The sequence below is a fragment of the Nostoc sp. CALU 1950 genome, from assembly GCF_051172895.1.
Taxonomy (GTDB): Bacteria; Cyanobacteriota; Cyanobacteriia; order Cyanobacteriales; family Nostocaceae; genus Nostoc; species Nostoc edaphicum_A.
Map to the genome: position 1 here is coordinate 1 of NZ_JBDNJQ010000417.1, position 609 is coordinate 609.

The 609-nt window shown below is 34.8% G+C and carries 1 protein-coding gene; it reads right to left on the reverse strand.

The window, feature by feature from the left end; translation table 11 throughout:
* Positions 1-542, reverse strand: a 542-nt coding sequence (locus ABF638_RS38255) for a transposase family protein (RefSeq protein WP_435027931.1), incomplete at its 3' end; no start/stop codon positions are given.
* Positions 543-609: the final 67 nt, after the last annotated feature.

The window sequence follows — 609 nt, forward strand, 5'->3', positions numbered from 1 at the left end:
ATATCACTGCCATTAGGTAAGACAATTATTTGACTTTTAAAAGTATGGTTACTCTTCTTTCCTGAAAAATATTTTTCTTGTTCTTCATTATCTCCAGGTCGCTCTCTAACTTGTTCATAGCTATCTACTATTAATTCATATTCTGTGAGTAATTCTTTTACTATTTCATAATCAGCAGCGTTTTTTTTTACTTGTTCGAGCAAGCTAGATGGCAACAATTCTCGCAAGTTAGCCAACCAATAATTGAAGACATCATTGGCTGTGGACTCACTGACTCCAAACTGAATCCCCAAAAGCTGAAATGTCATCATATGTCTCAGATAAATCAAGGTTAAAATTATTTGTTCTTGGATAGATAATTTTGGTTTCCTACCTCCTCCACCTGCAATCAGTCTCACTTTCTGCGATTCTAACAACTCTTGTTTTTCATCGTATAGTCGCTCTGCATTTTGGATTAATTGTTGTAACTGTTCATACTCCAGACCAATTAACCGCTTTGTTTCTTGAGGATTCGCCTTAATGTGATTTAGTATGTCGCTCATGTTTCTGTGTAAAAAAAGCTCTTTGATGTTCTTTTACCACAGAATGTTACTATTTTGGAGATGTCTA